This window comes from Bradyrhizobium sp. Mp27 (genome assembly GCF_029953005.1).
Taxonomy (GTDB): domain Bacteria; phylum Pseudomonadota; class Alphaproteobacteria; order Rhizobiales; family Xanthobacteraceae; genus Bradyrhizobium; species Bradyrhizobium barranii.
Window position 1 is genome coordinate 1 of record NZ_JASAUS010000047.1, and the last position, 25,110, is coordinate 25,110.

At 64.3% G+C, this 25,110-nt stretch carries 29 protein-coding genes; 10 read left to right on the top strand and 19 right to left on the bottom strand.

The window, feature by feature from the left end; genetic code table 11:
* Positions 1–235: 235 nt before the first annotated feature.
* The 9 genes from QJT78_RS23240 to QJT78_RS23280 form a co-directional block, all read right to left on the bottom strand.
* Positions 236–1,405 carry a Gfo/Idh/MocA family oxidoreductase gene (locus tag QJT78_RS23240; RefSeq protein WP_028154373.1) on the bottom strand — a complete coding sequence of 390 codons (1,170 nt, stop codon included), beginning with the start codon at positions 1,403–1,405 and terminating at the stop codon, positions 236–238.
* A 50-nt stretch (positions 1,406–1,455) separates the two neighbouring features.
* Positions 1,456–1,770 carry a septal ring lytic transglycosylase RlpA family protein gene (locus QJT78_RS23245; protein WP_038944993.1) on the bottom strand — a complete coding sequence of 105 codons (315 nt, stop codon included), beginning with the start codon at positions 1,768–1,770 and terminating at the stop codon, positions 1,456–1,458.
* Positions 1,771–1,872: 102 nt separating this feature from the next.
* The gene (locus QJT78_RS23250; protein ID WP_028154371.1) at positions 1,873–2,718 is read right to left on the bottom strand and encodes a CmcJ/NvfI family oxidoreductase; all 846 of its coding nucleotides are present in this window, start codon (positions 2,716–2,718) and stop codon (positions 1,873–1,875) included.
* A 397-nt stretch (positions 2,719–3,115) separates the two neighbouring features.
* On the bottom strand, positions 3,116–4,054 hold the full coding sequence (locus QJT78_RS23255) for an ABC transporter substrate-binding protein (protein ID WP_028150372.1): 939 nt from the start codon (positions 4,052–4,054) through the stop codon (positions 3,116–3,118).
* On the bottom strand, positions 4,051–5,151 hold the full coding sequence (locus QJT78_RS23260) for an LLM class flavin-dependent oxidoreductase (protein ID WP_028150373.1): 1,101 nt from the start codon (positions 5,149–5,151) through the stop codon (positions 4,051–4,053). The genes QJT78_RS23255 and QJT78_RS23260 overlap by 4 nt, the downstream gene beginning before the upstream one ends.
* A 29-nt stretch (positions 5,152–5,180) precedes the next feature.
* Positions 5,181–6,353, bottom strand: coding sequence for an acyl-CoA dehydrogenase family protein (locus QJT78_RS23265; protein WP_028150374.1), 1,173 nt, complete (start codon positions 6,351–6,353; stop codon positions 5,181–5,183).
* Entirely contained in the window at positions 6,347–7,147 is an 801-nt protein-coding gene (locus tag QJT78_RS23270) for an ABC transporter ATP-binding protein (RefSeq protein ID WP_028150375.1), read from the bottom strand. The genes QJT78_RS23265 and QJT78_RS23270 overlap by 7 nt, the downstream gene beginning before the upstream one ends.
* Entirely contained in the window at positions 7,141–8,163 is a 1,023-nt protein-coding gene (locus QJT78_RS23275; RefSeq protein WP_028150376.1) for an ABC transporter permease subunit, read from the bottom strand. Before QJT78_RS23275 ends, QJT78_RS23270 begins: the two co-directional genes overlap by 7 nt.
* A complete protein-coding gene (locus QJT78_RS23280) occupies positions 8,141–9,244 on the bottom strand; it encodes an ABC transporter substrate-binding protein (RefSeq protein WP_028150377.1) in 1,104 nt (367 codons plus the stop codon). Before QJT78_RS23280 ends, QJT78_RS23275 begins: the two co-directional genes overlap by 23 nt.
* Positions 9,245–9,378: 134 nt before the next feature.
* Here QJT78_RS23280 and QJT78_RS23285 point away from each other — a divergent pair, with 134 nt between their 5' ends.
* Together QJT78_RS23285 and QJT78_RS23290 are read left to right on the top strand one after the other, a co-directional pair.
* Positions 9,379–9,624 carry a hypothetical protein gene (locus QJT78_RS23285; protein WP_155257853.1) on the top strand — a complete coding sequence of 82 codons (246 nt, stop codon included), beginning with the start codon at positions 9,379–9,381 and terminating at the stop codon, positions 9,622–9,624.
* Positions 9,625–9,719: 95 nt separating this feature from the next.
* Positions 9,720–10,700, top strand: coding sequence for an ABC transporter substrate-binding protein (locus QJT78_RS23290; protein WP_028150378.1), 981 nt, complete (start codon positions 9,720–9,722; stop codon positions 10,698–10,700).
* 128 nt (positions 10,701–10,828) lie between these two features.
* On the opposite strand, the gene QJT78_RS23295 is transcribed toward QJT78_RS23290, so the two are convergent.
* Positions 10,829–11,296, bottom strand: a complete 468-nt coding sequence (locus tag QJT78_RS23295; protein WP_028150379.1) for a hypothetical protein — start codon at positions 11,294–11,296, stop codon at positions 10,829–10,831.
* 337 nt (positions 11,297–11,633) lie between these two features.
* Between QJT78_RS23295 and glgC the strand changes: the two genes are divergently transcribed.
* From glgC to QJT78_RS23315, 4 genes are all read left to right on the top strand, one after another.
* Complete coding sequence (gene glgC, locus QJT78_RS23300) at positions 11,634–12,896, top strand: glucose-1-phosphate adenylyltransferase (RefSeq protein ID WP_028150380.1); 1,263 nt, start codon at positions 11,634–11,636, stop codon at positions 12,894–12,896.
* Positions 12,893–14,350, top strand: a complete 1,458-nt coding sequence (glgA, locus tag QJT78_RS23305) for a glycogen synthase GlgA (protein ID WP_028150381.1) — start codon at positions 12,893–12,895, stop codon at positions 14,348–14,350. Before glgC ends, glgA begins: the two co-directional genes overlap by 4 nt.
* Before the next feature lie 136 nt (positions 14,351–14,486).
* A complete protein-coding gene (locus QJT78_RS23310; protein WP_028150382.1) occupies positions 14,487–14,747 on the top strand; it encodes a SemiSWEET transporter in 261 nt (86 codons plus the stop codon).
* Between the two features lie 312 nt (positions 14,748–15,059).
* The gene (locus tag QJT78_RS23315; protein ID WP_049810347.1) at positions 15,060–15,743 is read left to right on the top strand and encodes a nucleoside deaminase; all 684 of its coding nucleotides are present in this window, start codon (positions 15,060–15,062) and stop codon (positions 15,741–15,743) included.
* Here the strand turns inward: QJT78_RS23315 and QJT78_RS23320 are convergent, their stop codons facing one another.
* From QJT78_RS23320 to QJT78_RS23330, 3 genes are read right to left on the bottom strand one after another with little or no spacing between them, the layout of a single operon-like run.
* Entirely contained in the window at positions 15,744–16,514 is a 771-nt protein-coding gene (locus QJT78_RS23320) for a hypothetical protein (RefSeq protein WP_049807957.1), read from the bottom strand.
* On the bottom strand, positions 16,462–16,986 hold the full coding sequence (locus tag QJT78_RS23325) for a hypothetical protein (RefSeq protein ID WP_157790243.1): 525 nt from the start codon (positions 16,984–16,986) through the stop codon (positions 16,462–16,464). Before QJT78_RS23325 ends, QJT78_RS23320 begins: the two co-directional genes overlap by 53 nt.
* A gap of 44 nt (positions 16,987–17,030) precedes the next feature.
* Positions 17,031–17,825: a class III extradiol ring-cleavage dioxygenase gene (locus QJT78_RS23330; RefSeq protein WP_028150383.1), complete on the bottom strand. Its 795-nt coding sequence runs from the start codon at positions 17,823–17,825 to the stop codon at positions 17,031–17,033.
* A 160-nt stretch (positions 17,826–17,985) separates the two neighbouring features.
* On the opposite strand from QJT78_RS23330, the gene QJT78_RS23335 reads away from it, so the two are divergent.
* Complete coding sequence (locus tag QJT78_RS23335; protein WP_014493109.1) at positions 17,986–18,165, top strand: hypothetical protein; 180 nt, start codon at positions 17,986–17,988, stop codon at positions 18,163–18,165.
* A gap of 7 nt (positions 18,166–18,172) precedes the next feature.
* Here the strand turns inward: QJT78_RS23335 and QJT78_RS23340 are convergent, their stop codons facing one another.
* Both QJT78_RS23340 and QJT78_RS23345 read right to left on the bottom strand, forming a co-directional pair.
* Positions 18,173–19,645, bottom strand: coding sequence for a carboxylesterase family protein (locus QJT78_RS23340; protein ID WP_028150384.1), 1,473 nt, complete (start codon positions 19,643–19,645; stop codon positions 18,173–18,175).
* Positions 19,646–19,726: 81 nt separating this feature from the next.
* Positions 19,727–19,975 (bottom strand): hypothetical protein, encoded by a 249-nt coding sequence (locus tag QJT78_RS23345; protein WP_014493107.1) that lies wholly within the window; start codon positions 19,973–19,975, stop codon positions 19,727–19,729.
* 191 nt (positions 19,976–20,166) lie between these two features.
* On the opposite strand from QJT78_RS23345, the gene QJT78_RS23350 reads away from it, so the two are divergent.
* From QJT78_RS23350 to QJT78_RS23360, 3 genes are all read left to right on the top strand, one after another.
* On the top strand, positions 20,167–22,857 hold the full coding sequence (locus QJT78_RS23350) for an alpha/beta hydrolase fold domain-containing protein (protein WP_038953308.1): 2,691 nt from the start codon (positions 20,167–20,169) through the stop codon (positions 22,855–22,857).
* A 133-nt stretch (positions 22,858–22,990) separates the two neighbouring features.
* On the top strand, positions 22,991–23,263 hold the full coding sequence (locus tag QJT78_RS53175; RefSeq protein ID WP_028150386.1) for a hypothetical protein: 273 nt from the start codon (positions 22,991–22,993) through the stop codon (positions 23,261–23,263).
* Positions 23,264–23,374: 111 nt separating this feature from the next.
* Positions 23,375–23,680, top strand: a complete 306-nt coding sequence (locus QJT78_RS23360) for a hypothetical protein (RefSeq protein ID WP_038942273.1) — start codon at positions 23,375–23,377, stop codon at positions 23,678–23,680.
* 138 nt (positions 23,681–23,818) lie between these two features.
* Here the strand turns inward: QJT78_RS23360 and QJT78_RS23365 are convergent, their stop codons facing one another.
* The 4 genes from QJT78_RS23365 to QJT78_RS23380 all read right to left on the bottom strand — a co-directional run bounded on the left by QJT78_RS23365 (position 23,819) and on the right by QJT78_RS23380 (position 25,109).
* Complete coding sequence (locus QJT78_RS23365; protein ID WP_155257855.1) at positions 23,819–23,995, bottom strand: hypothetical protein; 177 nt, start codon at positions 23,993–23,995, stop codon at positions 23,819–23,821.
* 6 nt (positions 23,996–24,001) lie between these two features.
* A complete protein-coding gene (locus tag QJT78_RS23370) occupies positions 24,002–24,157 on the bottom strand; it encodes a hypothetical protein (protein WP_014493103.1) in 156 nt (51 codons plus the stop codon).
* A gap of 115 nt (positions 24,158–24,272) precedes the next feature.
* Positions 24,273–24,788 carry a septal ring lytic transglycosylase RlpA family protein gene (locus QJT78_RS23375; RefSeq protein WP_028150388.1) on the bottom strand — a complete coding sequence of 172 codons (516 nt, stop codon included), beginning with the start codon at positions 24,786–24,788 and terminating at the stop codon, positions 24,273–24,275.
* A gap of 153 nt (positions 24,789–24,941) precedes the next feature.
* Positions 24,942–25,109 carry a hypothetical protein gene (locus QJT78_RS23380; protein WP_157790242.1) on the bottom strand — a complete coding sequence of 56 codons (168 nt, stop codon included), beginning with the start codon at positions 25,107–25,109 and terminating at the stop codon, positions 24,942–24,944.
* Position 25,110: the final 1 nt, after the last annotated feature.

Sequence of the window (25,110 nt, forward strand, 5' to 3'; positions counted from 1 at the left end):
CGGGGCACCTCTCTCACCCACGGCCTGCAACGACCTGGGGGTTTGCGGGCTCCCGTCCGTCACCGCAACGTCTACAATAGCTGACCTGCGGCGCTTCGACTTACAAGGGGTTATCTCCGCAAGCACATCTCTTACGTTCGAACTCGCGGAGGGAGACCCCTCATCCGGCGCTTCGCGCCACCTTCTCCCACAAGGGGAGAAGGGATGGCAGCGTGCCTGCGGTCTCTTCAGCGCCCTACAACACCACCCGCCGTCCCTCCTCCGCGGCCCAGTAGCCCGCGTAGTTCACCTTGATCGTCTCATACGCCAGCGCCAGGTCCGACAGCGGCTGCCTCCCGCTCGCGGCGCATTCCATGAAGTCCTGGATCTCCTGCAAGTACCCGCGCGTCCACTCCTCCTCGAGGCAGACATATTGCCAGCCGGTTTTGCGGTCGACCTTCTCGGTGATGTAGACGCTGGCGAGCTTCTCCTCGCTGGTCTGGTAGCTCATCAGATGCGTGTTCGGGGTGATGTTGGCGAACAGCGAACCGCCGGAGGTGTAGGTTTCGATCAGATTGCGCACGCCGCCCATGATCATGTCGCCGGAAAACACGGTCGCCTTGGTGCCGTCGGAGAAGGTCGCCGTCAGCGTGCCCCAATCTTCGACATCGACCGGATTGGCCTTGATATAAGTGCGCTCCTCGGGCTTCAGGACGGCCGTGACGTTGCCGACGTCGCCAGTGACGCTGGCGACGCGGATGGTTTCGCCGCGCGCTTTGGCCTCCACCTGCTTGAGATAAAGCACGGCCGAGAGCGGATGGCAGCCCATGCGGATCAGCGAGCCGCCGCCGGTCATCGCCCATTGCGCGGCATGCGCGGCGTGCGAGCCGGAATGACTCTCCTCGCCCTTCATGAACAGGATCTTGTCTTTCGTCGCCCTGATGATCTCCGCGGTCTTGGTCACCGCTGGCGCGTAGATCCAGTCCTCGGCATACATGAAGAGTTTTCCGGTGCGCTCGATCGCGGCGCGGGTCGCGTCCATCTCCTCCAGCACCCGCTCGTACATCAGCGCCTTCGGCACATGCTTGCCGATCGGCTGCGCGTCGCCTGCCCGGCCGAAATAGCCGGCGAACGGCTTCTCGCAGATCACGTGCTTGCCGGCCTGCATGCTGGCGACGATCATGTCGGCATGGAGATTGGGCGGGGTGCAGATGTCGATGACATCGAGCTCGCGGTCCGCGATCAGTTCGGCGAAGCTGCGATAGACCCGTGGAATCCCGTGGCGGCCGGCGAATTCGACGACATGATCGCCGCGCGCCGCGACCGCCGCGACCTCGACATCCACACCGTAGACGCGGCGGAACGCATACATGTGCAGCTCCGACACGAAGCCGCAGCCGACAAGTCCCACCCGAATCCTGGCCATAGCACCCCCCATACCCTTGCGTTGGGCGGTACTATAGCGCGCTGGCAGGCCTATTCCACCGAGACCCGCACCACGCCGGCGCTCATCATGCCGAGCGCTTTGGCCGCCGGCACCGAGAGATCGACGATCCGGCCGCGGATGAAGGGGCCGCGATCATTGACGCGGCACTGGATCGACCGGCTGCCATAGGACACCCTCAGCACGGTGCCGAACTGGCGCGTGCGGTGGGCGCATGTCAGCTCGCCGCCCTTACCGGCTTTTCCGTAGCCGTCGTATGAGGCAAGCCCGCTTTCGGCTTGCGCGACGGAAAATGCAGAAAGCGAAAAAGTGGCCAGACTGAAGAAAAGCGTCGTCTGCGTTCGCACGGCACCGCTCCCGGTTGCCCTGCCCGGCGCTGCAAACGTCGATTTGTTCCGGTAAGTTCCGGGAACACTGCCGGGCGCGCCCGGCAGTGCCATCACACATTGTTACTGTTTATGGAACACCAGCGTGCGGACCTCGATGCTTTCGCGTGGAGCCGCATCGGCCGGCGTGGTCGGATCGACGAAGGCCGTATGCGGCCCGAACCGGGTCCGGCCGTCGGTTGCGGAATCATAGCACTTGAGCAGCAGCGCCTCGTCCGGCGTCATCTCGGGGAAATAGAACCAGCGATGGTTCGGATTGTATTTCACCGAATAGGTCTCGCCGCGGCGATTGGGATAGATCAGATCGGAGGCGACGAGATCATTGGGCGCAACCGTCGTGCCGTCGGCCATCGCCAGCGGTGAATCGCGCAAGGGTCCGCGGATCGGCCGCCAGAGATTGATCACCTGCACACGCCCCTTCAACAGCGCTTCGGCTTCGTCGGGCAGATGCTCACGCACGCGGTTGGCGCCGGAGACGGCGGTCTGGTCGACATGGACGCGCGTCGCAGGCTGGCGCGGGCCACCATCGCGAATATCAGGAGCGCCTTCGACGCGCCTGCGCACGGTGTGATCGAAGATGACGACCCGGTCGGCCTTCAGCGTCGCGCGCAGGAACGCCTCGACGGCGGGATAATAGACGGTGCGGATTTCCTCGTCGTTGTAAAAGTCCTTCACCTGCGTCGGGTGACGCACCAACGCAAAGCCCTCGCGATCCAGCGAGAGATTGTCCGCGATCAGGCGCGCATCGAAGATCGGGACCTGATGCGGCTCCGGCAACGACGTGCTCTTGGGCTCGCCCGGCGGCGGATCGAAAGCATAGGTGCGCGGCTTGCCGGAGACCGGCGCGAGGTAGTTGAGTTCAGCAGTGACGAAGGGAAGCGATTCGATTTTTGTTTCTTGCAGGCCCATGGCCGGTCTCCCGATGTGGTCGTCTGAATGATTTTTGACGGGATGCGGCGTGCCGCAAGGGAGGCGGTGTAAATAGCAATGAGGGTGTTGTCGGCAGTTCGAAATGCAGAAGGAATGTTTCGAGGAAGGCGATTGCGCTGGAAACGTCCTCCTTTTCTCACGATCCCTTGAAGCGCCCGTGAGAGCGTTCTTCCTTCTCCCCTTGTGGGAGAAGGTGGCATAGGCGGCCTTCGGCCGCCGTCCCTAAGAACGCCGATGCTTCGCATCGGCTACGGCGCCGGATGAGGGGTATCTATCCGCGAGCTCGATCGCGAGAGATGAGTGCGCAGAGGGAGACCCCGTCTCGCCGCTACGCGGCGAGCCACCCTCTCCCACAAGGGGAGAGGGAAAGCGCGCACTACAGCCCCGCCTTCGCAATCGCGTCCGCAAATGAACGGTCGACGATCTCGGCCGCATCGAGCTTCTGCTTGATCAGGCCCCAGCGGAAATAGAGGTCGATCGTGCTCTGTTCGTCCGCGACCACGCCGTCGTCGATCGGCGCGATGCGGATCTTTGCACGCGACAGCCAGTTTTGCGGCACGGCGGTCGGGATGTTCATCAGCTTGCCCCAGGTCGCGGCATAGCTGTCGACGTTGCTCAGCGACCACGCCCGCGCTCCCGTAAGGCGCCGGATGAAGTCCGTCAGCTCCGCGCGCTTGTCGCGGATCGCGTCGGGCCGCGCGACCTGGAAGCTCAGCCCCGGCGTCAGGCCCTCCGAGGTGATGACGCGGCGCGATTTGAACAGCACCTCTTCCTGGCTCACATAGGGCTCCCACGTCGACCATGCATCGACCGAGCCTTGGGTATAGGCGATCTTGGCATCGGACGGCGCCAGGAACGCGATCTGCACGTCGCTCGCACTCCAGCCGTTCTTCTCGAGCGCAGCGAGGATCAGCTGATGGCCGATCGAGCCGCGCCCCGTCGCGATCTTCTTGCCGCGCAAATCAGCGAAGCTCCTGATCGGCGAATTCTCGGGCACGAGGATGGCGAGCCCCTCGCGGGTCTGACGGATCGCGGCGATCGCCTTCACCGGCGCGCCGGAGGCGGCGGCGAAGGTGAAGGGCGCATCGCCGACGAGCCCGGTCTCGATCGCGCCGGCGCTGAGCGCCTCGAGCAGAGGTGCCGCGGCCGGAAACTCTTTCCACTCGATCTTGTAAGGCACGTCCTTGAGCACGCCTGCCGCTTCCATCACGGCCTGCGAGTTGCCCTTCTGGTCGCCAACGCGCAAAGTGGTTTGCGCCGCCGCGAGCTCCAACGAGCCGAACAGCAGCGCACCGGCCAGCATGAGGCGGATCATTCCGCCGCCTCGCCGCGAACGGCCTGACGCTTGGCGGCGAGCTCGCGCGTCAGCGGGATCAACTCGCGGCCATAGTCGATGGCATCGGGAAGCGGATCGAAGCCGCGGATCAGGAAGTGGCTGACGCCGAGGTCGTAATAGTCGGCGAAGACTTCGGCGACCTGCTCGGGCGTGCCGACCAGCGCGGTGGTGTTACTGTTGGCGCCGGTGAGCTTTGCGATCTCGGTCCAAAGCCGCTTGTCGATCCGGCTGCCCTGGTCGGCGAGCGAGAGCAGGCGCCGTGCACCGGCGGTGGCGTGGCCATCGGCGGGCTTGCGATAGCCGGTCTTGTCCTGGAGCGCTGTGGCGCGCGCCAGGATTTCTTCGGCCTTCTCCCAGGCCTGCTTCTCGGTCGGGGCAATGATCGGCCGCACCGAGAGGCTGAAGCGCGGCGTCGGCCGTCCCTGCCTGACGGCGGCATTGTGAACGCGGGAGGTGACGTCGCGTACCTGCGCGTAGGATTCGCCCCACAGCGCAAAAGTATCGGCATGCTTGCCCGCAACCTCGATCGCGGCGTCGGAGCCGCCGCCAACGAAGGTGTAGATGCCACCCTTCTGGAGCGGCTTGACCTGCGAAAAGCCGTTCTCGACGTTGTAGTACTTGCCGCTGTAGTTGAACGGCTTTTCGCTGGTCCATTCCAGCCGCACCACGTCGAGGAATTCGCTGGTGCGGGCGTAACGCTCGTCCTTGTCGTCGAGCGTGTTGCCGTCCTGCCTGAGCTCGGTCGCATTGCCACCGGTGATGACGTGCAGTGAGACGCGGCCGCCATAGAATTGGTCAAGCGTCGCGAGTTGGCGTGCCAAGAGCGTCGGCGCGGTAAAGCCGGGCCGCTGCGCGATCATCACCTTGAGCTTCTTGGTGATGGTCAGCACATGCTGGGCCACCTGGAGTGCATCCGGCGTGGTCGAATGGAACGCCAGCAGCGCGCGGTCGAAACCGGCAAGCTCGTGCGCCTTCGCGACCGTCTCGATATAGGGCGGATCGAGCACCGGACCCTGGCGCACGATGGTCTCGGAAGCATTGCTGTTAGCGATAAAGCCGATGAACTCGACCGACATGATCGTCTCCCTGTTTGTTGTCCTGAAAGCTAGAGGCCCAATGCGGCGCGGCCGAGGCCGGCGCGGGTGGCATCGTCCTGCGGCGTGTGCACGCGGCCGCACAACACGTCGCGATAGTGCCGCTCCAGCGGATTGGTGCGGGACAGGCCATGATTGCCGGTCAGCGACAGTGCATCCTCGACCACGGCGACGGCGTTGTTAGTCACCGTCAGCTTGATCACGTTGGACTCGCCGGTGGAGAGAGCGACACCGTCGTCGAAGTCGCGGGCGAACGTCTCGATCAACCGTGCATTGACTGCGAGCCTGGCCTCGATGGCACCGAGGATCTCCTGCGCCCGCGGCAAGGTCGCAAGCGGCGCGCCGAGGCTGGCGGGGACGCGCTGCTTCAGGAACTGGACGAACCAGTCGCGCGCGGCACGGGCAATGCCGTCATAGATCGCGGCGACGAACACCGTGTGGACGGTCGCCTGCGCAACGTCGGGCGCACGCCAATCCTGGGGCTTGCGGACATCGACCTCGGCATCGAGCGGGATCACGACGTCGTCGAAGATGACATCATGGCTGCCGCTGGCGCGCAGGCCATGATGATCCCAGGTCTCGACGATGCGGATGCCCGGCAGTCCCGCCGGTACCAGGAACTGCCCGACGCGCGGCTCGGCTTCGTCGGTCCGCGCCCAGACCAGATACCATTTCAGGATCGGCGATCCCGTCGAATAGATCTTGTGACCGGTCAGGCGCCAGCCGGTCTCGGTGCGGCGTGCGATCGTCGCCGGCAGGCCGCCGCGCGCGGGCGAGCCGAGCTCGGGCTCGACGCGGAGCGCGTTGACGAGCGCGAGGCCCTCGACGCTCTCACGCGCAAGCTTGCGCGAGAGCTTCGCCGGCCAGGTCGGGCTGCGCCCCATCACCAGATGGTTGATGTAGTGCATCGACAGCACCAGCGCGGTCGAGGAATCGGCCTTGCCGATGATGCCGATGACCCGCGCGGCATATCGTGCGCCCGCCCCGGCGCCGCCATGAACGGCCGGCACCGTCAGCGACAGCAGGCCCGCCTCGGAGAGCTCGCGAAAATTCTCGAAGGGAAAGCTGCCGGCGCGATCATGCTCGGCTGCACGCGCAGCGAAGCCTTCGGCCAGCGCCTCGGCGCGCGCGATGTAGTCGGGCTCGCTATGGGCCGTCCGGCCCTTGGCTACAGACGTTACCATGTGGCGTCTAACCCCAGGAGACCAAGAATCTGGCGGCGCAGATCCGCCAGATATGGATCGCCGCGATGGCGCGGATAGGGCCGGTCGACACGGATGTCGGCCTTCACCCGCGCCGGGCGGTCGCTGAATACGATGACGCGGTTGGCGAGCACCAAAGCCTCCTCGGCGTCATGGGTCACCAGCAGCGTGGTAAAACCCTTGCGCTGCCAGAGCGAGACGAGCTCGGCCTGCATGGTGATGCGGGTCAGCGAGTCGAGCTTGCCGAGCGGCTCGTCGAGGATCAGGATTTTTGGATCGTTCACGAGCGCGCGGGCGAGCGCGACGCGTTGCGCCATGCCGCCGGAGAGCTGATGCGGATAAGCATTGCGGAACGACGACAGCCCAACGAGATCGAGCGCGTCATCGACACGCTTCCGCTGGCTCTTAAGGATGCCCTGGGCCTCAAGGCCCAGGGCGACGTTGTCCCAGACCGACCGCCAGGGAAACAGGGTCGGATCCTGGAACACGACGACGCGCGACGGATGCGGCCGGGTGATGCGGCCTTCGTCCTCGCGCAACGTTCCAGCCTTGGGCTTATCGAGGCCGGCGACGAGCCTCAGGAGCGTGGACTTGCCGCAGCCGGAGGGGCCGAGCAGCGCGACGAACTCGCCCGGCTCAACGGAGATGCTGACGTCGCTGAGAACAGGCAGCTCAGTGCCATCGATGTCGAAGGCGTGGCTGACCTGCTCGATGTCGAGCGCGGCGCCGGCGGCCGGCGGGGTGGTAACCTCGGCCAGTGCGGTTGCGGCTACCATTTCACGGTCCCCTTCTGCCAGACCAGCAGGCGATCGCGGATGGCGAACAGCAGCGTGATGGCGCCGGAGCAGAGCAGCGACATCACGATCAGCGCCGCATACATGTTGGCGTAGGCGGCCCAGCCCTGCGCCCATTGCAGGTACCAGCCGAGCCCGGCCTTCACGCCAATCATCTCGGCCACGACGAGCACGGCGAAGGACGAGCCGAGGCCCATGAACAGGCCGACGCAGACGTGCGGGAGTGCCGCGGGAATCGCGACCTTCAGCACCAGGAAGGACGGCTTTGCGCCGAGCGTGCGTGCGACGTCGTAATAGGCGTTGCTGACGCTCGCGACACCGGACCACGTCAGCACCGTGACTGGGAAGCCGGTCGCGAGCGCGATCAGGAAGGTCGAGGCGCTCCAGCTCGACGGAAAGGTGAAGAAGGCAATCGGCAGCCAGGCGGTTGCCGGCAGCGGGCCGATGAAGCGCAGCACCGGATGCACCCAATAGCCGACCGCGCGAGACCAGCCGATCGAGACGCCGGTCAGGAATCCGACCGTGGCGCCGATCAGATAGCCGCCAAGCTGGAGCCTCACCGAGGCGAAGACGCTGTCGAGCAGTTTTGGCAAATCGTCGGTATAAACCTCGATGATCGACTGCGGCGGCGGGAAGAACGGCAGCGGCAGCCACGCAAACTTTGCGGTCGCGACCTCCCACAACGTCAGGAATGCGCCGAGCGCCACGAGCCAGGGCGCGCGCTGTCGCAAGGCCTTCCCCGCGGTGCCCAGATAGTCGGCGCCGACGGTGCCGAACAAGGCGACTGCGGCAACGATGAAGGCGGCGATGCCGAGCGAGTGCGTCCGCGACCAGTCGCCGACATCCTCCCACCACAGGCAGGACAGGCCGAACGCGATCCACGCGACGCTGGCGAGAATGCCGACGCCGGATTCCCGGACCCAGCTCGCAAGGACCGGCGTGCGCGAGAGGCGCGGCGCGCCGGAGGCGAGGCCGTCAGACAGCGAATACGTCGACATAGATGCGCTCCGCGAATTTGGCCGTATCGGTGCTCTGCTTGAAGACCTGGACGCTCTTCAAATCGTCGGCATAGGCCTTGAGCTCGCGCTTCAGCACCTCACCTACGGGATGATGATGGTGGGTGTGGTAGCGCACCATGCCCTCGATATCGGCGAGCGACGCCGTCTTCGGCGCGTAAGGCTGGAACGATTTTGCCGTCACGGCCGGATTCTGCGCGGTGAACATCGCGGCATCGAGCAGCGCCTGCGTCAGGGCACGCGCGACTTGAGGTTCTTCGCGAACAAGCGAGCCGCGCAGGCCGAGGATGCAGCAGCTCTTGTCGCGATATTCGCCGTCAAGGTTCGAGGCGACTTCCTTGTACTGGCTGTCCTTGAGCCAGAGATATCCGAGCGGATCAGACGACAGGAAGGCCTGCACCTCACCCTTCTGGACCGCGACGTCCAGCAGGTTGCCGGGATAGGCGCGCCAGTCGACATCCTTGACCGGGTCGATACCGAGCTTGGCGAGCTGAATGGAGAAGAAGTTCTTGTCGGGGCCACCGAGGTCGCCGACCGCGACGATCTTGCCCTTGAGGTCGGCGAGCTTGCTCACGCTGGAGTCGGCGCGGGTCAGGACGCGCATGCAGCCGCCATGGGTGCCGGCGGCGATCTTGACGTCAAAGCCCTGCTCCAGCGGCTTCAGCCAACGCAGCGCCATGCCGAGCCCGGCATCGCTCTTTCCCGTCGCGATCGCCTCGAGCAGCTGGTCGGTCGAGCCGGAATAGTTGATGAGCTCGATGTCGAGATTGTGCTTCTGGAAGAAGCCGTGCTCGATCGCGACCGGCACCGGCGCGAGGCACACCGCACCGGCATTCCACGACAGCTTGAGCTTGCGCGGCGCGCCGGTGAGCGCGGGCGCATCCGAAGCCGTCCGGCACAGCGGAAACTCAGAGAGATCGACACCCGGCGCGATTGCCTTCGGCGCAAAGGCCTGCGCCGCACCGAAGGCACCCAGCGGCGCGGCGAACGCCGCCGCAAGCCCTGCCTGGAGCAGATGACGCCGATCGAGGGCCGATCCGCCGCGCTTGTTGTCGTTGTCCATCAGCCCCACTCCTGAGTTGGCACAGCTCCGCCGTTCGCGCAGCGCTTCGCGTTGCGCATGTTCCGCGTGGATCTGCGTTGAGAGAATATTTTTCGCCGACGCTTCACGCGCGGCTTTGATGCGATGCGCAAATCATGCGGCGCGGTCGCCGCATCGTCAATGAAATGGAATTTCGAATGTGGCGCGAAGCGAGGTCATTCTCTCCATCAGCGCACGAGACAGCGATGAAACGATTTTCGTTGCTGCATCATCTTGCAAGGATGCGCCGCGACTCCGCAGCCTGCATCATTCCTGCGCATCATCCGCCACGCATGCGGCGCGTTCTCGAAAGCGGCGCTGCGCTGAAACGTCATTGCCCGACGCATCTGCAATACGGATAGCCATTTCATTGACTGCGCATCGCGCCGTCATAGACTTGATCGTCTCGCTGCATCGCTCGCTCACGCGTCGTGAGCAAAGCAACAAGACAGGCCACATGAGCATCAACTCCGACGACCATTCCATCACACGCCGGCTCGCAGCATCGCTGTTCGCCGCAGCCATCACCTTGTCGACGGCTGCCGCCTCGTTCGCGGCCGACACCGTCGTGCTGCGCGTCGGCGACCAGAAGGGCGGCAACCGCTCGCTGCTCGAAATCTCCGGCTATGCGAAGGACCTGCCCTACAGAATCGAATGGTCGGAATTCCCCGCCGCCGCCCCGATCCTGGAAGCGCTGAACGCCGGCGCGCTCGACGTCGGCTACACCGGCGATCTCTCCTTCCTCTCGGTCTATGCGGCCGGCGCGCCGATCAAGGCGATCGGCGGCACCAGGTCGGATGCGAAGACGCAAGCGATCCTCGTGCGCCAGGATTCGCCGATCAAGTCGGCCGCCGATCTCAAGGGAAAACGCCTCGCCGGCACGCGCGGCGGCTGGGGCCAGTTCCTGATCGACGCGACGCTGGAGAAAGCGCAGATCAAGCTGGAGGACGCGGCCTTCGCGCCGCTCGGCCCGGTCGACGCCAAGATCGCGCTCGTCGCCGGCTCGATCGATGCCTGGGCGGTGTGGGAGCCCTACGTCTCGTTCGCGACGCTGAAGGACAAGGCCCGCGTGATCGCCGACGGCGAAGGCCTGACGCCGACCATCACCTTCATCGTGGCCTCCGACAACGCCATCGCCACCAAGCGCGCGGCGGTGCAGGACCTCGTGCAGCGGCTGAACAAGGCGCGGCTGTGGTCGCTCGATCATGTTGCCGAATACGCCAAGAGCACGGCCGAGCTGACCAAGCTGCCCGAGGACGTGCTGCTGTCGGCCTACACCGCGCAGCGCACCAGCCCGATCGTGATCGACCAGAATGTGGTGAAGGAGGTGCAGGAAGCCTCCGACCGCTCGACGCGCTACGGCATCCTGCCGAAGACGCTCGACGTGAGTAAAGCCGTCGACCGCAGCTTCACGGCCGCGGCCGCGGGGTCAAACTAGCGCGGGGCGCGGCGGGATGCGCAAGTCCAGCCTCAAGGCCGGCCCGTTGCATCTCGCCGCGATCGTGCTCGCGCATCTCGCCTGCATGAGCCTGATCGTGTGGCTCTCGCTCTAGGCCTGCAAGACCGTCACCAGTATCCGCCATAATAGCCCCGGTACGGCCGGTAGTAGCCGTAGCGAGGGCCGTAGTATGGACGATAGGCCCGATAGCCGTAGTAGCGGGGACCAGCGTAGTAGCCACCATACCCATAGCTCGGCCCATAGCCGCCGTAATAGGCCGGCGCATAACCATAGCCGTAGCCCGGCCCATAACCATAACCGCCGTAATACGGACCGCCGCCATAGTAACCATAGGGCGCGCTGCTCGCGATGGCGCCGCCGATAATGGCTCCGGCGAGGAGGCCTCCTGCGCCCCATCCCCAGCCTCCTCCGCCCCAGCCACGGCCGCGCCAATACACCGGGGTGACATCGTCACCGACGGCGGCCTTCATAGTCGCGACGTTGGTCGGCAGCGGAGCCGCTGCCGCCTGCTCGATTTGGCCGGCCATCACTGCGCCCGCCAGCGAACAGGCAATTGCGGTTTTCCAGATACTCATCGTCTTGCTCCCTGTCTGACGTTCGTTTGGAAAAGGATCGCAAGGCCATGATCGGGCATCCTTGCCCCAAGTCAAAGCCTCCGAAAGTCACAGCCTGCATTGCGTGCGCCGCACAAGAATACCCGCGCATGCCTCGATTGTGGTCCGGCCAACGCCAGCGCCCGCACGGACATGACACCGGTGCGACGGAGCCACAGGCCACAGCAAAGCATTAAGCTTCCCGGGCGTTCGCAACCAACAAGCACCTTTCCGATTTACTATTCGTACCGTTACTATCGGTTCCAATGTGCGCGGCCGGGAGGCTTCTCGCAAAGCGCCAGAGGTGTGGGAGGATGACATGAGTGCCGCGAGACCCGAGCCGCTTGCCCGTCAGGCGCTGGCGTTCGTCCTGGCCGGCGGACGCGGCAGCCGGCTCCTGGAACTGACCGACCGGCGCGCCAAGCCCGCGGTCTATTTCGGCGGCAAGTCCCGCATCATCGATTTCGCGCTGTCCAATGCGGTGAATTCCGGTATCCGCCGGATCGCGGTCGCGACCCAGTACAAGGCGCACAGCCTGATCCGGCACCTTCAGATGGGCTGGAACTTCTTCCGCCCCGAACGCAACGAGAGCTTTGACATCCTCCCGGCCAGTCAGCGCGTGTCGGAGAACATGTGGTATGTCGGCACGGCGGATGCGATCTATCAGAACATCGACATCATCGAGTCGCACAACGCACGCTTCATCGTCGTGCTCGCCGGCGACCACATCTACAAGATGGACTACGAGGTGATGCTGCGCCAGCATGTCGACAGCGGCGCCGACGTCACGGTCGGCTGCCTCGAAATGCCGCGCCAAGAATCTTCCGGCTTCGGCATTATGCACATCGACGAGAACGGCTGGATCCAGCAGTTCCTCGAGAAGCCCAAGGATCCGCCGCCGATGCCGGGCAAACCAGACGTCTCGCTCGCCAGCATGGGCATCTACGTGTTCGATACGAAATTCCTGTTCGACCAGCTCAAGCGCGACGCCGAGGATACGAACTCCAGTCACGATTTCGGCAAGGACATCATCCCCTATATCGTCAAGAACGGCCGCGCCATCGCGCATCAATTCTCGACCTCGTGCGTACGCTCGGGCAGCGATCCCCGCGCTTACTGGCGCGATGCCGGCACGGTCGACGCCTATTGGGCCGCGAACATCGACCTCACCGACGTCGTGCCGGAGCTCGACCTGTTCGACCGCGCCTGGCCGATCTGGTCCTATGCGGAGATCACGCCGCCCGCCAAGTTCGTCCATGACGAGGAGAACCGGCGCGGTCAGGCCGTGAGCTCGCTGGTCTCGGGCGGCTGCATCATCTCCGGCGCCTCGCTGCGCCGCTCGCTGCTGTTCACCGGCGTGCGCGTCAACTCCTACGCCAATGTCGAGAACGCCGTGATCATGCCCTACGTGAACGTCGGCCGCGGCGCACGCTTGAAGAACGTCGTGATCGACCGCGGCGTCGAAATCCCCGAGGGGCTCGTCGTCGGCGACGACCCCGAACTCGACGCCAAGCGCTTCCGCACCACGGAGCAGGGCATTTCGCTCATCACCCAGACAATGCTCGACAGGCTCAATACATGACGCCTGTTCGCGTCCTCGCGGTCGCCTCCGAAGTCTACCCGATCGTCAAGACCGGCGGCCTCGCGGATGTCGCCGGCGCACTTCCGCTTGCGCTGAAGGCGCACGGCGTCGAGATGCGCACGCTGATGCCCGGCTACCCCGACGTGATGCGGATGCTGGGGGGAGCCGGCGAAATCCGGCGCTGGCCGGATTATTTCGGCGGCCCCGGACGCCTGCTCGCGGGCTCGCATGACGGGCTCGATCTGTTCGTGCTCGACGTGCCGCATCTCTATGATCGACCGGGCAATCCCTACGTCACTCCCGAGGGCGTCGACTGGCCCGACAATGGCCTGCGCTTTGCCGCACTGTCACGCATTGCCGCCGACATCGGCCACGGCCTCGTCCCCGCATTCGTGCCCGATGTCGTGCACGCCCACGACTGGCAGGCGGGGCTTGCGCCGGCTTATCTGCACTATGACAACCGTCCGCGGCCCGGCACCGTGATGACCGTCCACAACATGGCCTATCAGGGCAAGTTCGCTCCCGAGCTGATCGGTTCGATCGGCCTGCCCTGGGACTCCTTCAACGTTCGCGGCCTCGAATATTTCGGCGGCATCAGCTTCCTCAAGGCGGGGCTTCAACTCGCCGATCGCATCACCACGGTATCGCCGACCTATGCGCAGGAGATCCAGAGCGATGAAGGCGGCATGGGGCTCGGCGGCCTGCTGCGCGAGCGCGCTGATGTGCTGAGCGGCATCCTCAACGGCATCGACACCGACGTGTGGAATCCGCAAACCGATCCGCACATCGCCTACCGCTTCGGCGCGGAGGATCTCACGTTCCGCGCCGCGAACAAGGCGGTGCTTCAGCAACAGTTCAATCTCGATTCCTCGGACGAGGCACCGTTGCTCGGCGTCATCAGCCGCCTGTCCTGGCAGAAGGGGCTCGATCTCCTGCTCGAGGCCATCCCGACCATTTTGGGCGACGGCATGCAGCTCGCGCTGCTCGGCAGCGGCGATCGCGATCTCCAGGATCGCTATCAGGCCGTCGCCCGCGCGAACCCCGGGCGGATCGGCGTCGTGATCGGCTATGACGAGATTCTGGCGCACCTGATCCAGGCCGGATCGGACGCGCTCATCGTACCCTCGCGGTTCGAGCCGTGCGGCCTGACCCAGCTCTACGCGCTGCGCTACGGCGCCGTCCCGATCGTGTCGCGCGTCGGCGGCCTCGAAGACACCATCGTCGATATCGGCGAGGCCGACACATCGGACCGCGACGCGACCGGCTTCAAGTTCGCGCCCGTCACCGTAGAGGCCCTCACCGGAACGCTGCGCAAGGCCAACACCGCCTTCCGCAACAAGGCGACCTGGCGCCGGCTGCAATTGAGCGGCCTTGCGACCGACGTCTCCTGGCGCAACCGCGCCGGCGACTACGCCGTGCTCTATCGCGATCTCATAGCGGCGCGCCAGACGTAGCGTTTTCGAGCGAAGTGGATACCGGTTCGCGTAAAGAAAACGCGTCAAAACAAGAATCCAGAGCCCCGTTCCGATTTCATCGGAACGGAAAAGGCTCTAGCCATGATCACCACCGAATCCATGCTATAGAGCCGGCATGGACCCTTTCGCGATCAAGCTGATCGGCTTTGCCGCCGCAACCTGCACCACCGTCGCCTACGCGCCGCAGTTCATCAAGGTCTGGAAGACCCGCTCGGCGCGCGACATTTCGCTCGGCATGTTCCTGGTCATGGTGCTGGGCCTGGCGCTCTGGCTCATCTACGGCCTGCTCTCTGGCGACGCCCCGCTGGTCGCGGCCAACGCCATCACCATGGTGCTCGCCGGCGGTATCCTGTTCATGAAGCTGAGGTATGGGTGAGGTTGACGCCGCGTAGAGCGGATTGGCGCGTGTACCCATAAAATCCGGGATGTCTGTTTTCGAGGGACCCCGGAGCCGACATAGACAATCGATCATCGTGTGGTCCGTGCGGTACCTAAAAGGTAACGGTCCTTGATCCAGATCAAGTCAGACTGTTTGTAGCCCGCTGCTTATTGCCAATATGCCAGGCCGCAGGAGCCGCCGACGTAGCGGCGCCGGAAACATTCTTCGTCGCTACGACGCCGCCGTAATATGAAGGGGCAGCGACAGACGCATTCTCAACACCGATCTCGCGTTCCCAAGGGGGCGCCTATGGGTAGATCAGAAGCTGACGTCCAAGATCTGCGAATGATGGAAAGATGCCTCGAGCTCGCTCGGCAAGGGGTGAAGCAAGGAGAGCTGCCATTCGGTGCCGTAATCGCGTTTCGAGGACAGGTCATCGCAGAAGCGACCAACCACGTTTCATCGGAATGCGACGTGACCCGACACGCGGAACTCGTGGCTCTTTCAGAGGCGCAGAAGATTCTAAGACAAAAGCGTTTGCCGGATTGCACCTTGTATTCAATCGTCGAACCTTGCCCGATGTGTTCTTTCCCGGCACGGGAGGCGCGGATTGGTCGCGTGGTGTTCGCCATCTCATCTCCGATCATGGGCGGATTTTCGAGATGGGACGTTCTGTCGGACAACGGTTTGTCGAGCAAACTGCCTGAGGTCTTCGGACCTGCGCCGGAAATCGTCTCGGGCTTGCTATCCCAAAGGGCCGAGCAGGTTTGGCGCGACTGGAACCCGCTCGCCTGGCGATTTATGAGACGACGAGGCTGCTTCGGACGAGCGGCCGAGCAGACTTCGTGCCACGCGGGCGCGCCTCGGCCAACGTTTTCCTGGAACGCGCTGGCGGATATTTTGGCCGCACCGGCTCTTTCGGTGAGTAACGTCTTCCTGCGCCGGCGTGCAGATTCAAACACCATCTCGGACCTGGACAAGCCTGGAGTCTGATCAGGCGCGTGTGGCTATCGTTTCAAGTGCACGCGTCGGAATGGAGACTCGGTCTCGTGAACACAGGTGCGGGAAACCAAAGTGAGCTCCGAGCCGTCGCTTGGCGCTGCGCAAAGCCATCACCGCCATGACGGAGTCAACGGCGAGCCGGCCAAGACCAGGGAGTTGCCCCGGGTCTTGGACAAGCGAACGTCCAATCTTGCGCAGCTCAGGCTTACCTGCTGGCCCGATATCTATGAGCGCTGCCCTCGGAAGTTTTCGATGAGCGGGGTTTAGAACAACACGACAGACGGCAAAGGGAATTCTGAGTTCGGAAGCAATTCGAGCGACGATCTGCGACTCCATATCGGCGGCAACCGCCCCGGTGATGCCATGGAAATCCCGTCTCTCTTCAAGACTTGTCATCGGGGAAGCGACACCAGCTATCGCAGAGTAGCTGGCACCCGGGATCATCCGAAGGAGCTCCTCGGCCCAGGGGAGGTCAGCTGGATAAGCTTCATCTTTCGCGGCAAATACCGCCGAGGCGATGACAATGTCACCTGGTCGGAGCTTCGGATCTAGCCCGCCGCACACCCCGAAACTTATAATGCCGCGCGCGCCATGTCTGATGGCGTCACGCAAGTAAAAGGCGGTCCGGTCACCTTCAGCGATCATCGCTGGCGCACCGGCAATTCTGGCCTCGATCGCAAGTCCAACTACGGCGATGACCGCTTTCACGTCACAGCGGGGGGCGCCAGTTTGAGCGTCGTTGACCGTGACATGCAGCGTCATCAGAGGCGTCGATAATCCCAAAACCGAAGTATTTCCAGACTCGGACAATCAAGAGTAAGCCGACGCTAGCACTGTCCGTATAGACAAAATCGACAGGCCTCCCGATTGGAAGCCAGTTGTTGGAGAACTGTGCCTCGGACACCACAGCTGCCGCCTGATCGCGGCGGAGACTCGCACCTTCAATGGCGCGACGAACCCAAAGCGGACTCCTCGCAAATGCCGTGAATCGCTGTGCTTCAGCGAGAGCGGTGCCATGATCGAATTTTGCCGCTGTTTTGCCCGACGTGTCAAACCCGTCGAAATACCGCTCGCGTATCCTGCCCGGCAAAAGTACTCTGCTAAGCCATTCTATTTGCTGGGCCGTTCTACTGTGCATGGGGTTGTTTTCGACATTTTTAGTCGGAACCCCGTAGGGTGGATTAGCCCGCGGCTGCGCGAAGCGCAGTCCGCCAGCGTAATCCACCACCTTCATTGCGGCTCGATGGTGGATTACGCTGCGCTAATCCACCCTGAGATTCATCCAAACACATACGACGCCATCGCGACGTTCGCGACCTCGTCGACGAAGACGCGCTTGCCAACGTCGCTGCCGGCGGCACCTGCCGCCACCATCAACGGCAACAGATGGTCCTCGCGGGGATGCGCGAGGCGCGCGCTCGGCGCGTTCTCCCAGTCGACCAGCATCGCGTTGCGGCGCGCCGCATCCGGGTTGCTGATCGCCTCGTTCAGATAGGCCTCGAAATCATACGAGACGGGCTTCGACTCCGGCCGGTTGAACCCGCGCATGTTGTGATAGGTCAGCCCGCTGCCGACGATCAAAATACCTTCGTCGCGTAGCGATGCGATCGCCTGCCCGACCTTGATGTGCTCGGCCGCATCGTAGCTCGCCTTCAGTGACAACAGCACGATCGGCATGTCCGCGTTCGGATACATCAGGCCGAGCGGCACGAAGGTGCCGTGATCGAAACCCTGATTGGGATCCTCCCGGCAATCGAGGCCGGCGTGCTTGAGCAGCGCCTTCACCTCCGCAGCGAGCTCGGGCTTGCCAGGCGCCGGATATTTGAGGTGATAGGTATGCTCGGGGAAACCGTAATAGTCGTACACCATCGGCGGATGCGCCGAGGTCGACACGGTGAAGGCTTCGGCCTCCCAATGGCCGGTGATGACGAGCACGGCCTTGGGCTTCTCGGGGAGAAGCTGCGGCAGCCGGCCGAACTCCTCGGCCGTCTTCGCGTATTGCACCCGCCGGTCCTCCATGAAGGGCCAGGGGCCGCCGCCATGCGACAGGAAGAGGGTTGGAAATCGCGTCATGGATGCCGGCTCGTCTCGTTGACAACATGCGCGTGCGAGCTGCCCGCGCGAACGGCGGCGAGCATAGGCAAACCGGTATGGTTAGCAAGTCGTTAACGATTTGCCGCCCACAATCCGGCCGTGGCCGAAGGAGTCGGCCTGAAGACAAGCGGGACGTGAGATGAAGAAGTTTGCGCTGGGGGACGTCGTCAACAGTGACAAGGGCCGCCGCGGCGTCGTTCGCGCCGCCTACAGGTCCAAGGACGGCCAGCAGTTCTACGCCGTCGAGAAGGACGGCGCGATGGACCATCTGGAAGAACACCGGCTCAGCCCGGCGCCGCGCGTCGAGCTCGCGGCCTAAGCCCAACTCATTTTCTGCTCTCGCTTGCGAGCCGGTCCAGGCGATCCGACCAGGGGTCGTCTCCGCTCGCGATGCGATCGTTCGTGATCAGCAGCAGGCGATCGCGGTCTGCGGCCGCGTCCCAACGCGGCAGGTCCGGGCCGTTGGGATTGCCAGTCTTCGCAAAGTTGATCCAGTAACCGCGCATGCGGTTCGCGACCTCGCGATCCCCCCATGTGAGCGGTCCCGCACCGAGCACGCCTTCCGCGCCGAAGATGAATTGCAGTTCGCGCCCGTGCCCTTCGTCGGGATTTGTGCGCCGGGCCTCGGTCACGTAAGCGAAGCGATAGCGAAACGTTGGCGCACCCGTTGCCGCATGGAGGCGGGCAAGCAGCCTGACCGGCTCGGAGAAAACCTTGTCGGTATAGAATTTGGCTGCGCGCTCCGATGGCCTGGCGATCTCAGGGTAGAGCTGGCGCAGCTCGTCGCTGCTCTCGCCCGAGGATGCCAGCGTCTCCTTGATCTCCCGCTCGCCGTCGAAACGCGTCTCGTCGTCATTCGAGCCGATCATGAGGGGAATGCGGCTTTCATGTCCCGCCGCAAATCCAGTAGCCACGTCTTCGCGCACCAGGATTCCATCCATCGCGGGCGCGAAGCTGCGTTCGGATTTGGCGAGCAGTTTTTGTTCGGCCGCAAGCAGCCGCGCCGGCGCGGCGACGCGCAAATCCGTCTCCTGCCCAAGCGCCGCCACGAATTGCCGGCCCACGGCCTCCGCCTCCTGCACCGGGCGCAGGCGCGCGCGGCCGGGCAGCGATTGCAGAATGGCTTTCTGGAACAGGTCGCGCGATTGCGCACACAGCATCAGCAGCGCGATCGACGTCGCGCCTGCGCCCCCGCCGAACAAGGTGACGTTGTTCGGATCGCCACCGAAGGCCGCGATGTTGTCGTGCACCCAATGCAGCGCCGCGATCTGGTCCATCAGGCCGTAATTGCCGGAGCCACCTTCCGACAGCGCGGAATGAGTGAGCCAGCCGAGCACGCCGAGACGATAATTCACGGTGACCACGATGAGGCCCGCTTGCGCGAGCTTTGCACCGTCGAACAGCGGATCGTTCGCGGTGCCACTGACGAAGCCGCCGTCATGGATGAAGACCATCACCGGCAGCGGGCCGTCGACGCCGAAGGGACGGAATACGTTCAGCGTGAGGCAGTCCTCGCTCGTATCAGGCAGCGAGGGCTGAAGACACGGCGCGCCGTACTCATAGGCGGTGCGCATCTCGGGGTTCTCGGCCGTTGCCTGCGGTGGGCGCCAGCGCAGCGCGCCGACCGGAGTCGCCGCGTAGGCCAGCCCCTTGAACGACGCCACCTCGCCCTCGACGGCGCCGAGCATCTGTCCTTCACGCGTCAGCGCGAACGGAAACTGCCCCACTGCCTGAGCGACGGCAGCACCGTCCCAACAAAGGAGTGAAGACGCCACAACGAGCGCAAACTGGAGCCGCATCCTGGGGGATCTCGATGCGCCAAAAGGTTCCCCGACAGGTTACGTCTGCGGCCCGCGATGAGGCAAGCTCGGCGGCGCCGGCTAACCGCCCTTGGCGACGATCTCCGCCAGCGCGCGGCGCGCGACGATGCCGAGCTCACCAAGCGTGGAATGGCCCGATTGCGCCGCCTCGATCAGGCGCTCGGCGATGAACCTGCGGCTGTCGTGATCGCCGCCGTGCGGCAATTGGCGGCACGTCTGCTCCAGGACGACGTCCATGTTGGCTTTCGTCCGCTCGCTCAACTCTGTCATGACGTCCGGTCGGTACGCGTGGCTTGTAACCGCAAGCATACACAGAAGGATGTGGTCTGATTAGCCCGGACAATCCCGGCGGTTGTGCATCGCGGTGCGTGTATCGCCGCAACCTTCGCGCGGCCACGATGGCGCCGCAAACGACTACCGAAGATTGTACCTGTCCTGATGACAAGCCAAGCCTGCGGCGATAGCCTGCCGGCAAAACAAAAGACACGGGAGGAAATACCATGCCAGACGCAATGGTCGCCGCACGTGAGTCCAAAGCGGCGAGTGGAACAACCCAACAAGTCGACGTTGCCGTGGTCGGCGCCGGATTTGCCGGCCTTTATCTTCTCCATCGCCTGCGCAAGTCCGGCCTCACGGCGGTCGCCCTCGAGGAAGCCGGCGATGTCGGCGGCACCTGGTACTGGAACCGCTATCCCGGCGCCCGCTGCGATATCCAGACCATCGACTACAGCTACACTTTCGATCCGGAGCTCGATAACGCCTGGACCTGGTCGGAGAAATACGCGACCCAGCCCGAGATCCTGCGCTATCTCGGCTTCGTTGCCGACCGCCACGATCTGCGCCGCGACATCCGCTTCAAGACCAAGGTCACCGAAGCCAAATGGGACGAAGCGGCTGAGCGCTGGCAGCTCACCACCAGCAGCGGCACGCCGGTCTCCTGCCGCCACTACATCATGGCCACAGGCTGCCTCTCCGCGCCGAAGCCGCCCGAGATCGACGGTGTCAAGGATTTCGAGGGCAAAGTCTATTTCACCGGGCGCTGGCCGCATGACGGCGTCGATCTCGCCGGCAAGCGCGTCGCCGTGATCGGCACGGGCTCGTCAGCCATCCAGTCGATCCCGCTGATCGCCGAGCAGGCCGCGCATCTGACCGTGTTCCAGCGCACGCCGAACTTCGCGCTGCCGGCGCACAACGGCCCCTCGCCATCTGATCGCATGGATATTTTCCAGAGCGACCGCGCGGCCTATCGCGAGCAGGCGCGACAGTCGATGACCGGCGTGCCCTATCCGCAGCAGACCGTCGTGAGCTGGCAATTGAGCGATGCCGAACGTCGTGAGCGGTTCGAACGTGCCTGGGCAGCCGGCGACCTCGTCCACATCCTGACGCAGCTCTGGGCCGACCAGGCCGTCGACGTCGACGGCAACAAGATCGTCCAGGACCTGATCCGCGAGAAGATCCGCGCCACCGTCAACGACCCCGAGACCGCTGCGGCACTCACGCCGCACGATCATCCTTTCGGCGCCAAGCGCCCCTGCCTCGATACCAATTACTACGCGACCTACAACCGGCCGAACGTCACGCTGGTCAATCTGCGCCAGGAGCCGATCAAGGCGATCACCGCCAGCGGCATCACCACGGCCAAGCGCAGCGTCGATGTCGACGTCATCGTGTTCGCGACCGGCTTCGACGCGATGACCGGCGCGATCCGCGCCGTGCATCCGATCACCGGACGCGGCGGCAAGTCGCTGACCGATGTCTGGGCGCAGGGGCCGCAGACCTATCTCGGAGTCACGGTCGAGGGCTTCCCCAACTTCTTCATGATCACCGGGCCCGGCAGTCCGTCGGTGCTGTCGAACATGGCGGTGTCGATCGAGCAGCATGTCGACTGGGTCGTCGACCGCATCGCTGCGCTGCGCGACGCCGGCTTCACCACGATCGAGCCGACCGAAGCGGCGCAGGCCGGCTGGGGTCGGCACATGACGGACTGTTCGATGGTGACCCTGCACCGGCTCGCCAACACTTGGTACACGGGCGCCAACGTGCCCGGCAAGGTGCAGGGCCTGATGCCTTACACCGGCGGCGTCGGCCCCTATCGCAGCATTTGCGACGAGGTCACGGCCCGCGGCATGCTCGGCTTCAAGCTGACCGGCCCCAACGGCGCCGCGCAGTGCAACGACGGCGAGGTGGTATGCCTGCAGCCGGATGTGCGGCTCGTGCTGAATCTGCTGGCATCGCTGAACCTGCCGCCGATCGAGTCGATGGGCGCGCTCGGCGCACGCGCCTTCGTCAACGAATTCAACAAGGGCCGGCCCGCGGGACGGCTGATCGGCGAGATCGTCGACGGCACGCTGCCCGGCGCGGACGGCCCGCTGCCTTACCGGATCTACAAGCCGGCAACGCCGGGGCCGCATCCGGTCGTGGTCTATTTCCACGGCGGCGGCTGGGTGCTCGGCGACGAGCAATCGGACGAGCCGCTGTGCCGCGATCTGGTGCGGCGGACCGGCATGATGTTCGTCAGCGTCGGCTATCGCCACGCGCCCGAGCATCGTTTCCCGACCGCGGCCGAGGACGGCTATGCGGCAACGCGCTGGATCGCCGAGCACGCGACCGAGCTTGGCGGCAGGCCGGGCCCGGTGCTGGTCGCGGGCTGGAGCGCCGGCGGCAACATCGCCGCCGTCACCTGCCAACTTGCGCGCGATCGCGGCGGGCCTGAGATCGCCGGCCAGCTCCTGGTCTGCCCGGTCACCGACTGCACCTTCGACCGGCCCTCCTACAACGACAATGCGACGGGCTATTTCCTGACGCGCTCGCTGATGTACTGGTTCTGGGACCTCTACTGCTCACCGGCCGACCGCACCGATCCGCGCGTCTCGCCGCTGCGCGGCAACGTCGCCGGCCTGCCGCCGGCCTTGGTCGTCACCTGCGAATTCGACCCGTTGCGGGACGAGGGCATCGCCTATGCCGAGGCAATGGCGGCCGCCGGCGTCCCGGTCGAGCAGCTCAGGGCGCGCGGCCATTTCCACTCGTCCTTTGCGATGGTCGACGTGGTGATCACCGGTGTAGCTGGCCGGGTGCAGATGGCCGAAGCCCTGCGGCGCTTCGCCGGGCTTCCGCCGGAAGTCAGCCGCGGCGATGAGGATAGCCACGATCATACCAGCCCGGGCCACAGGATCGCAGCGGCCGCGAGCTGATTTGCGACAAGGCGGCCGGGAACCTTTTCCCGGCTGCCGCGTTAAGCGCTTGGCATTAAGATGCAGCGATAGGTGTGGGCCCCGGCACGCAGATCCGCGTGTTGGGGCAATTTTTATTGCGTGAGGCGGGACGGTGGGAGACGTGATTGCGGATTCAAAGGTCGATTTCGGAGCGCCTGCAACGCTGCATAAATGGCCGTCGCTTGCGAACCAGCGCCGACCGGATAGGGATTCTTATCAGGTGAGCGAAGGTACGCTCGACCAGTGCATATCGGCCTTCATGGAGAAGCCGGCCACGACCAGGCATCTCTATGAGATTCACACGATTGCGCAGCCGCCGCTGGTTACCGATATCCTCTCGCCCGAGCACGTCATCGAGCTATCGCGGTTGAGAGAATTTCTCTGATTGCGTGCAGACGCGGAAGCTGCACGCGCGCGACAAGCTTTTCATGAGGCAGGAACCTTCTACCGGATTTTCCCGTTAACCGGGATCGGAAGTCGAGACGAGAGCCCCAAGATGCTTGAAGCCGGCGTACCATCCGCGGTCGTGCCCTATGGCGCAGACCAGACCCTGTTCGTGGTGATTGATCGCCGCGACAAGGCGACTGAAATCCGCATCGAACGAAGCGATCTTGAAGCCACGATCGGCGAGCTCGTCGCCGGCTGCTTCAACGATCCGATCAAGGTGATCTCGTTCAACACGCTCGAACACTGGATGAAGGACATCTCGACCGATGTCGCCGGTGAGATCAAGTCGCGCTGCGACATCGATGGCGTCCGGCTTCCCGACTATCTCAGCGACTTCGTCGAGAGCCATACCTGATCGCGCCTCGTCCTCGTTGATACGTTTCGAATCGCAGGCAAAAAAAGCGCCGCTTCCGCGGCGCTTTACGTGTGGCAACATCATTGTTTGATTCGTGATCTTATTGGAAAACCACGTCACGCTTTTCCGGATCATGCTCTAGTGGTGCCAGAACAATGCCAGCAGCAGAACGATCGGCAGCGGCACGCCAAGCAGCCAAAGCAAAGCACCTCGTCCAAAACCCATGACTTCCTCCTCCACATTCATCATTGACATGACGCCAGAGACGAACAGAAGTTCCGCGCCTCGCAGCGAGGGCGAATGCGTCCAGTGCATGGTTTATCAGGCGCGCCGGTACTTGCCGGCGATGACCTCGATTTCGCGGCGACGTTCGCCGGCGAAGGTCAGGAGCTTTTCGATCGTCAGCGTATCCGTGATCCGTTTGGCGAGCCGCTCGGCGCGCGCGGCCTGATCTTCGAGATACTGGATCGTGTTCAAACGCCGCCTCCCCCGAGGACCCCAAATTGGAGCCCCGACTTGTTTGGGCACCCATGGTGCGCCAGGGCGACTAACACTCGGTTAAGCGGGGCGGCTCAAGTCAATCAATCGCGCTCTATCGCACCACGTCGAGCCGGACATTGGTGATGCCCTTGTCGACCATGCCGAGCGCCTCGGCCGCGGACGGCGAGACGTCGACCACGCGTCCGCGAACATAGGGCCCGCGATCGTTGACCCTGACGGTCACGAAGCGGCCTGAGGAGACATCAGTGACGCGCAGCTTGGTGCCGAACGGCAGGCTGGGATGCGCCGCGGTCAATTCGTTCTTGTCGAACCTCTCGCCGCTCGCGGTCTCCGTGTCCGAATAGAAGCTGGCAACGCCGTGCGAAGCGGTTTGCTTTGCATCACGGTCGGGGACGCGTGCCCGGCTGATCGGCCGTGGATGCAGGGCCGCGACCCTATGGGGCCGCTGCACCGCAGCCTGCCGATTGGTGCCAAGATCGGCCTTCTGGCGGCCGACCGGCGATTGCGCGCAGGCGGCGAGCGATGCGGCGGCGATGATGGCGAGCAGCAACCGGCAAGAGGTTGCGAGGGAAATTCGGGCACTTTCGGCACGTGCAAAGCGAGACATGGTACGCCCCTCCGAACTGCCTGGAGTTTCGGTGGGCAATGAGGGCAGAACCTTGGCTGAAGGAAAGCAGGGTTAGGGCCACGACCGTTTCGCGCCGGCTGTGGCGATTCCACCACAGTGGCGTGTCGTGAATCGAGGCAGACTCGCGGAAAACTAGCCCGATACAACGCGCCAGGCGATCGGGGGCGTCTCCATCTGCGTTCCGCTCGCCTCGGTGTCCCCCTTCAGGAGCCGCATCAGCTCGCGCTGATAGAGCCGCCGCCATCCGGTTTTCAGGCTGGCGAGAAAGTCGAGTTCCCGTTGCGTCAGCGTGCACATCATG